Below are 7,882 nucleotides of genomic sequence, written 5' to 3' on the forward strand. Positions count from 1 at the left end.
TGACGTTGGCGTTGATGCCGTGAGCGATGGCGACGCTTGAAACGGTGGCGCCGGGCTGAAGGCATTCCTGAACGACCTGGGCTTTGAACGGTTTGGGATAAGAGCTTCGTTGGCGCATGAAAATCCTGGCGATTAAGGGCGATGGTGTCCGCTTAAAAATACGCGGACACCATCGCCCTTAATGCTGGAGTTTTGAAGGTGACTTGGCCAGACGCTTACACCGCTTCCATGAGAAAGCTCCGTCAACTAGAAGGCGCTCTTGAAAGTGCTTAAGCCGAGGCGCCACAAGGCTGCTGTCGGGGGAGTTTCCCTCCCGCCGTTCAGGAATAGGCTGCTGAGCGATCACGTCTTATTTAAAGATGGGGCAGTAGCTTCGATGCTGGTAACGGTTGATAGAACGCAGTCTTCTTCCGTCAGTTGGTATTTGTTTGATGCCACAGCCGCCTCAAGGTGCTTTCTGGCAGTCCGAGCTCTTTCGCCGCTTGGGACTGACTGAGCCCACGCTCCTTAAGCTCCTGCACTGCCAACCATTTCTTCCTGGCTCCCACGACACTGGGCGCGGCAAGGGCTTGTGGCTCTGATGGGAGTAGGGCATCCGCTAGCCCTAAGCCTTCTGCTTCGGCCAGCGCAGCCAGAAGAGCTTCACGCACCGTGCGCTTCTCATGGGATGCAACAGTGAGTGCCAGCAACGTGATCGGCTCTACGTTCAGCGCTAAGGCGAGGCGGGCAGTCATATCGACGGTCGCTGAGCTTTTTCCTTGCTCTAGCTCGCTCACGTGCGTTTGCGTGACGGAGCCCGAAAGACCTGCCTGAGATAGACCTTTCTGAGTGCGAAGCAGTTGAACTACTGCTGCATAAGATTTGCGCAGCGACATTTCACTATCCCAATAAAAGGAGACGGTATGTCGCATTTGCCTGCCGCCACACAAACAGATATATTGGTGGTCGTGGCGGTAGTATGCCTCAGCTACTAATTATTGGATATTGACAGAGAGGGGGTGGGCCGTGGATGGGATCATCGAGGACGGTCTGCTGGGTGATCCTGGTATCAGTTTAATGGGCTCCGAGCTTTCCCTCGACGAAGCCGTCGCGTTGGCCAGAAAGCGCTACAAATGGATGCCCCTCTGCGCCGTTGAAGAATGGACAATCCTAGACGCCATCGTCACCGACGAAGAGCGAGCGAAAGTTACCGCCGCAGGCTGCCAACCAATGTTTATGTTTGCCCACAAAGTTGTGGATGACGAGCAGCGGCGTTTCGAACCAGGTCATTGGGTGCGCTCAAGCATGGGCACCGCTTTCAAAGAAGGCTACCTATTCGAAACACGCAACACGGTCTACGTATTGCTCGGGCCAGGCCATCGTAAGTCTGCTTCTATCGACGCGATATTTTCTCTTTTCTGATTACCCACCGGTTCTGCTGGGCAACTGACGTGCTCCAGCAGTTTGAGGCGACACATGTTCAGAACCTTAGACAACGACCTGATAGGCGTCCCAGGAATGTTCGGGGAGGGCGTGTCCCATTGGCGTGGAGTCTCAAGGCTGCTCCGAACGCCTTGGTATCACTTAACCCTTAGCGTCGAAAACGAGGGTCGGCTCAGCGAGTGCGCGGTGATGATTGACGATACCCACCAGCTTCAAAAAATGTTGGTAAGCCAAGGTGTGGATTTAGCTATCACCGAGATTATGGCTGTGACGCCATCTTGGATGAATAAGTCCGGAGGCTGGCAGATGGAACGGTTAACCAGAGTAACCGTAGGTGAGGACAGGTCTGGTTCTGAGGTTTGCTTGCTGGAAGTGGCTAAAGGGGCGGTGTATCACACCTCACACCAGCGAGATTTCAAGATTGAAGCGCTGGCCAACCTGAGGCCCGTCTTTCTCTCAAGCATGATTCGATCTGCCTGAAATTTACCAAGAATTCCGCACGATACCAGCACCTCTGGTTGCGTGGGAGATTCCTGATAACGCCATATGGACTGCCCATTGGAGCGCATATATGCTCGACACCATTGATGTCAATTTTCACGGAAAGCGCCATACAGATTTTGATCTCAAGCGAATTATAAAAGCTCAGGAGCAAGGCTTCGATGCGCCAGTGACCGCCTATCTCTGCGGTGTTTCCATCAGGGCTCGTGTAGGCATAGGTGTGGTTTTTGGCCACAAGCGTAAAGACCAGTATGGGCGGTTTGGCGATGGTCACCTGATCAGGACTTCTGATGTGGTCAAGGTCGAACGTGAGGGGAGGTTTTGGGTGATGACGACGGAGAACTCACGGTACGTACTAGCGACGTTTCAGAGGGGTAATGGGCGAGCGTCCCTGCGTGACTATTTGCGGGTCTCGAAAGGGCAGCACCACTTGACTCCGCGTATCCTGCAGTAGTAGTTCAGAGGTACAGTTGTATTCGCCGAACCATGGGTAGGGCACGATATCCCGCCATCTTGTATCAAGGAAAATTACCATTCGCATCGAACTGAAAGCATGCATACAGAATATGATATTTACGTAAATAAAAAGCTGGTGCGTCAAATTTGTGAATGAGGCTTTAAACTTTAACAAATAATACTCCGGCAAAACATCAATATAGATCAATGCCTTGCCAAAGTCCCCGCTGTCAGTTTAGCTTCGGAGTAGGTTCAGAATGTCGCATTTAAGCTTGGCTGAAGTGCAGTGCTGAAAAGACCATTCAAGCAATGGGTCTTCGCCCTTAAATTCCTTGAGATCTACTTGCTCGAAGTTGTCAATTATCCCAGTCATCCTCACCCTATTCAGTCCGTCGTAGGCTAGTGATTCAGCAATTGGGTCACCTTGGAATTCAGATGTGTATCTTATGGAGAATGGGAACATGGATGTACCATCTCTGTTTAAAGAGAAGCACTGCATGTTTACCGAGTTGCTAAGTTTTTCACAAAGTTTGCTCTCTAGAATGGCCAGTACAGGATTGCCATTCTGACTTCCTCTAAGTGCCACATAGCTAGAGTTATGTGCTTCTGAGGGGCGCGGGCAGATGACTTCAGGTAATGCATAAGCGCTGAGTTCGCTCTGCATATTTTCTAATGTCTCATGAACCGTCCCTAGATAATTGCCGCCATTCTTAAAAAAGGCTTTTATGCCCGTCAAGTCTAACTCACCCTCGCCAGTAGGGACTTGGAAGTCTGCGTAAGCTTTTTCTGCCTCCAAACACCATTGCTCAGCGTGGGCGCGGGCTTGCTCATTAGACAGGCCACAGTATGACTCCATAAGGTCTGCATACGAGAGTACCAGTAGCCCCATTCTGAATGGAGGTAGAGGTTGACCTATCGGACGTTGAGTGTCTGGATGCCAGTGGTTTCCGCTCGTGATCCTAAGAGGGAAGTAATTTGCAAAAAAGACAAACCTCATGGTTTCGATTGGATCTTCATAAAATGCTCGCCAAGAAATACCGAGGGCGTCATTCGACTCAACCTTGCACTTAGCTCGTGCATTTCGGATGAAATCCATGTGCTCTAGTGTCAACTCTGTGGCACCCCAGTCTGCATCTAACTCTAAGGCCTGATATTCTATGGCAGTGAGCGGTTGGCGAGTTTTTGATTTGATCGCATTCTTGACGTGCGAATGTCCTTTTCGTATGTGAGATATTTCATGAGAAAAAATAACAGTAAGCGCTGTTAGTGCAAGATGCTTTGCGAAAGCGGTTCTTATGCTACAGTTCGTTTTCTGAGGTTTGAAGTCGTCGGGGGCTGCAACTGTTGGTATGTATGGGGAATGCCCCGCCCGTGTTTCGATGCTGGGGTCGCCAACCGTCTTGAACATAAGTTCATGACTTAATAGGCGAGTGAATATTGAGGATAGTAACTGTATGGTGCCAATGTTGACGCCGATAAAGTCAATGTTCTCTTTGCCGACCGAGGCAAATGCGTTGAATTTATAGGAGTTTATTATCCCGAATTTCAACTCTCGTCCTACGTTATAGAAATAACGCTGGTTGGCTAGGTTTGCAAGGTGGTCGAATGTGTTTATGGCGTTGCTCAATAAGTGCTCTTCAAAATCAGAGCCTAATTCTTCAATGGCAAATAGGTCGCCATTGTATTTGATGGCTTTAGCTAAATCTTCGGAAATATCATTGAAGTCGGTGATCATCGTGACCATCCCCTATAAAAATCAATCAGTGTGAAATATAGATTCTAACCATTGATTTTTTGGCGGAGGCGGTGGCGATAATAAGCGAGCTCTGGCCCGTATTTGAAGAGGGGTACTCGGATGCAAACTAGGCGAGAGAAAAATAAGCGGATACGGGTTACAAGGGCATGGAGATCTATGCCCACTAACTTGGAAAGAAGAAATTGAGCACGTCGAACTAGCTTGAATTGCTTCTTGAAATGCTCGAAGTGTACTGCAAAATTCGCCTTGCAGCGTCGCGCATATTCTTGAGCTCTATCTAGTGACGCGCGGATGTGGTCTATGAAGCCAGGGAGACCCGTTCCCCCCTCGGCAAAGAAGTCCGGAGTATGATCATCCACTGGCCCACCGCTTTCCAAGAGACGATCAGCGATCTCTTGGAGTTCAGCGATGGCTCGTTCAGTAGATAAGTCCACGTTCACACCTGGCGCGGGGATCTAAGTTGACGTCATCACACTCATTTTTTCAAGCGAGGTCAAGCGAGATTTTGCTGAGGGTGACCATTTGTCGGCAACAGTAACTGGCTGGTCGGGAGCGAAGCCAATTTGAAGGTATTCGAAAAAGATTGGGATCTTTATTTTCGGGCGCCAGCGACATGATGTGCTACCTGCTGATTGGCAAGGCTAAACAACGAGGGGCTAAGTCGTGGCCCTGTCGGGCCGCTCCTCTCAGCTGATGCTTCTCTTCACTATGCGGGACTCATGCCCAAACAAATGTACATCGATGGCAGGTGTATGCGTGTTTTGCTGGTCGATGTATTGTGAGCCAGTGCGCTCATGTGCAGCGCCGGGAGGAATGGATGACGTCGGCATTGCAGGATTTCCAGCAGTTCGTTCATTGGCTCCACCGCCCAGAACTAAGGGCTTCCGAAGACGCACGTCGGTTTGCCAATATGATCTTGGCAAATTTCCCCGCTATTGCCGCGAGCTCGCGGCAGCGTAGCCAGCGATCTTCCGTGCTGAGCGAATTTGCTCGTCGATTGCTATTAGGCGTGTCACCTGATGAGCCTGCGGCCCAGGCAGTGGAAGCACGAGCTGATTGGCCATTTCGTAAGCTTCATCATCTTATCGTTGGGCCATTTCGAGGCTTCAGACACCCTGAGCCTTTTGAACTGCAAAAGCGGATCGTCATGTTTTACGGCCCAAATGGCAGCGGGAAAACTAGCCTGTGCGAAGCGCTGGAGTTTGCCTTGCTCGGAACTGTGGACGAGGGGGACATCAAGCGGATTGCAGCCGACCGTTATCTTTCCAACTCGCACGAGGGCCGTTTTGCCCGGCCAGTATTACTCGCAACGGATTTTGATGGCCGGCAGGTACCTGTGATGGCAGACGCAGACGCGTACCGTTTCTGCTTCGTCGAGAAGAATCGAATAGATGCATTCTCTCGCATAGCCGCGAAGCCTGCGGGTCAGAAAACAGAGCTAATAGCCGCTCTCTTCGGTATGGATCAGTTCAATGATTTCGTTGGGCACTTCAATGATTCTATGGAGGGCCAATTAAGGTTGGTGGCTGTCAAAAACCAAGAGCTGTTGGCCAAGCAAGCGACCTTGAATCAAGACAATGCAACCGTTGCGGATGAGGGCGCTTCGTTACTCCGACATGCTCAGGCAGAGCTCAACTACGCCAATGCCTATAGTCCTGGAATGAGTTATGCGCAGCTTTTGGCTGCCATTGGCAGCGCAGAACATCCAGGGCGGCTGCAGGAGCTTGAGCAAGCGATCAACCAGCCAGCCCCTACAATTTTCGGAGTGAGTGCTGCTGCTCTCATTGAGGCCTACAGCGCAGCGGAAACGGCGCAAAGGGCTCTGAATGATCTTGAAGTTCAGTTGGCACAGCGCAGTAACGACATCTCATTTCAGGATCTATACACAGCTGTCCTAGGTCTTCAACAGGTCGTTGGCGATCACTGTCCTGCCTGTGATACCCCGCTTACCGGCGACTATCGCGCCCTCCACAATCCCTATCAAAAGGCCAACGATGGCCTGGCAGGTTTGAGGGAGCTGGCTGAGCTGCAAGCTCGTCAGCGAACTGCAATCGTTACACGGAACGCTGCGTCGGAAGCATTGCGGATGCTTCTGGCTACCTTCGCACAACGTGTAGGAGCAACCGTTCAAAGCCCTTTACCTGTGCAACGCTATCTTGCGGATCCAGGTGTCGATGTTCAGCGAGCATGGTGGGTGGATGGTTTTCATCCTGACGAAACAGGAAAGTCGTTAGCCCAGAGAGCAGTTGATTGGGCAACTGAACTCGAGGCGCGTGATGTCGCATCTCAAGTGATCCTTAATGATCGCCAAGGCCTAATCAACGAACGCGACAGGCTTAATCAAGCTCGCATTGGTGTCACGACATTAGCCTCCAATCGTCAGCAAACCTTGCAGGCAATCGCTGATGCCAGAGGTAGGATCGCGGCGTTCGCTGCTGATAACGCACCGCTTATCCAGCAGGTTGCCGAGGAGGGGGAAGCAATTGCCCGCGATACACGCATACGCAACGCCTACGATCAGTTTTTGAATCTGTTGCGTCGTTACCGTACCGAACTACCTGGCACTCTGATGGCCGGCCTAAATGCCCTCTCGCTAGAGCTTTACAACGAGTTCAACGTGCGAGACTTGGACGCAGACAAGTTGTCAGCCCTGTATCTGCCGGTGACAGGGGAGGGGCGTATCGAATTGAGCTTTCGTGGCACACCTGATGCTCGCGTCGACGCGCTGCAGATTCTCAGTGAGGGTCACGTCAGATGTTTGGGGCTTTCTATTTTGTTAGCAAAAAGCTTGAGTATCAGAGCCCCGGTGATCGTTTTCGACGATGCCATTAACGCTATCGATCATGAACACCGCCAGGGCATACGAGAGACGATATTTGAAAGCGACCGTTTCACGGGCACGCAAATCATCGTGACCTGTCACAGCAACGAATTCATCAAGGACATCCAGAACCACGTCGCGCCAGAACACTGGGCTGCTTATGCGTTCAGGCATCACAGTGGAAACTACCATCCTCGCGTCCTAGGAAATGCTATGACTCTGTCCTATCTGCTCAATGCCCGTGCGGCTGTTGAGCGAGGTGATGATAGAGCGGCCTTGGGTGCTTCGCGACAGGCGTTGGAGATGCTTAGCAGCAAGGTATGGGGATGGCTAGGGCGCTGTGATCAAGGCATGCTCACTTTGAAGATCGCAGGCTCTGGGGCAGAACCTGCGCTCCGTAATCTATGTGAAGGAATCAGAGCGAAGCTGAGGGGGGCGCCGAATTTCGAGCATGCTGACAAGGCGCCAATTATCCAAGCTCTAGACCATATCTTGGGTATACCCGAGCAGTCCTTGGTTTGGTTGTATCTGAACAAGGGCACCCACGAGGAAGCAAATCGCGAGGACTTCGACGTTGGTGTGGTGGAATTGGTAGTGCGGACTCTTGAGTCGCTAAACGCTCTGCAACTGCGTGTGAGATAAGCGACTGTGGCACGTTAAACCTTGACCGCGCTCAAACACCAAACTCAAGAATATCAGCGGCCTTTCTTGCCACCATTACGACGTTTCGATCAATTGGATCAGATCCCTGATCGGGGCGCTCCATATAGGGAGACTCAGGTATTTCTTGTCGGTAGTGCTGTTGCCGCTGACCGAAAACTGACCCAGTAGAGGCTGTTCTGCCGACTGAAAACTGACCCAGGTGTTCAACTGCTTCTGCTCACTTTTTGAGCAGGAGAACACAGGGTGATCAGCATGGAAATGTT

At 51.4% G+C, this 7,882-nt stretch carries 8 protein-coding genes; 4 read left to right on the forward strand and 4 right to left on the reverse strand.

The features are described from left to right. Window positions 1-118 (reverse strand): transposase (locus tag AACY11_RS28570; RefSeq protein WP_445261992.1); only part of this gene is annotated, 118 nt, incomplete at its 3' end. 295 nt (window positions 119-413) lie between these two features. Continuing rightward, on the reverse strand, window positions 414-911 hold the full coding sequence (locus tag AACY11_RS27730) for a helix-turn-helix transcriptional regulator (protein ID WP_339496236.1): 498 nt from the start codon (window positions 909-911) through the stop codon (window positions 414-416). Between the two features lie 94 nt (window positions 912-1,005). Here AACY11_RS27730 and AACY11_RS27735 point away from each other — a divergent pair, with 94 nt between their 5' ends. From AACY11_RS27735 to AACY11_RS27745, 3 genes are all read left to right on the forward strand, one after another. Continuing rightward, the gene (locus tag AACY11_RS27735; RefSeq protein ID WP_339496237.1) at window positions 1,006-1,401 is read left to right on the forward strand and encodes a DUF6957 family protein; all 396 of its coding nucleotides are present in this window, start codon (window positions 1,006-1,008) and stop codon (window positions 1,399-1,401) included. A gap of 210 nt (window positions 1,402-1,611) precedes the next feature. After that, window positions 1,612-1,902 (forward strand): hypothetical protein, encoded by a 291-nt coding sequence (locus AACY11_RS27740; RefSeq protein WP_445261991.1) that lies wholly within the window; start codon window positions 1,612-1,614, stop codon window positions 1,900-1,902. Window positions 1,903-1,993: 91 nt separating this feature from the next. After that, window positions 1,994-2,377 (forward strand): hypothetical protein, encoded by a 384-nt coding sequence (locus AACY11_RS27745; RefSeq protein WP_339496239.1) that lies wholly within the window; start codon window positions 1,994-1,996, stop codon window positions 2,375-2,377. A gap of 237 nt (window positions 2,378-2,614) precedes the next feature. Here AACY11_RS27745 and AACY11_RS27750 read toward each other — a convergent pair whose 3' ends face one another. Continuing rightward, window positions 2,615-4,114, reverse strand: a complete 1,500-nt coding sequence (locus AACY11_RS27750) for a hypothetical protein (protein WP_339496241.1) — start codon at window positions 4,112-4,114, stop codon at window positions 2,615-2,617. An 838-nt stretch (window positions 4,115-4,952) separates the two neighbouring features. Here AACY11_RS27750 and AACY11_RS27755 point away from each other — a divergent pair. Then, window positions 4,953-7,598, forward strand: coding sequence for an AAA family ATPase (locus AACY11_RS27755; RefSeq protein ID WP_339496242.1), 2,646 nt, complete (start codon window positions 4,953-4,955; stop codon window positions 7,596-7,598). Between the two features lie 75 nt (window positions 7,599-7,673). Here the strand turns inward: AACY11_RS27755 and AACY11_RS27760 are convergent. After that, on the reverse strand, window positions 7,674-7,882 hold a 209-nt coding region (locus AACY11_RS27760; RefSeq protein WP_339496243.1), incomplete at its 5' end, for a hypothetical protein.

The sequence above is a fragment of the Pseudomonas sp. RA_105y_Pfl2_P56 genome (genome assembly GCF_963970845.1).
Classification (GTDB): Bacteria; Pseudomonadota; Gammaproteobacteria; order Pseudomonadales; family Pseudomonadaceae; genus Aquipseudomonas; species Aquipseudomonas baetica_A.

Bases quoted from the DNA above. Each gene is read 5' to 3' on its own strand.
- AACY11_RS27730 (WP_339496236.1), bottom strand. From the start codon at position 911: ATGCGACATACCGTCTCCTTTTATTGGGATAGTGAAATGTCGCTGCGC.
- AACY11_RS27740 (WP_445261991.1), top strand. From the start codon at position 1,612: ATGATTGACGATACCCACCAGCTTCAAAAAATGTTGGTAAGCCAAGGT.
- AACY11_RS27745 (WP_339496239.1), top strand. From the start codon at position 1,994: ATGCTCGACACCATTGATGTCAATTTTCACGGAAAGCGCCATACAGAT.
- AACY11_RS27750 (WP_339496241.1), bottom strand. From the start codon at position 4,114: ATGATCACCGACTTCAATGATATTTCCGAAGATTTAGCTAAAGCCATC.
- AACY11_RS27755 (WP_339496242.1), top strand. From the start codon at position 4,953: ATGACGTCGGCATTGCAGGATTTCCAGCAGTTCGTTCATTGGCTCCAC.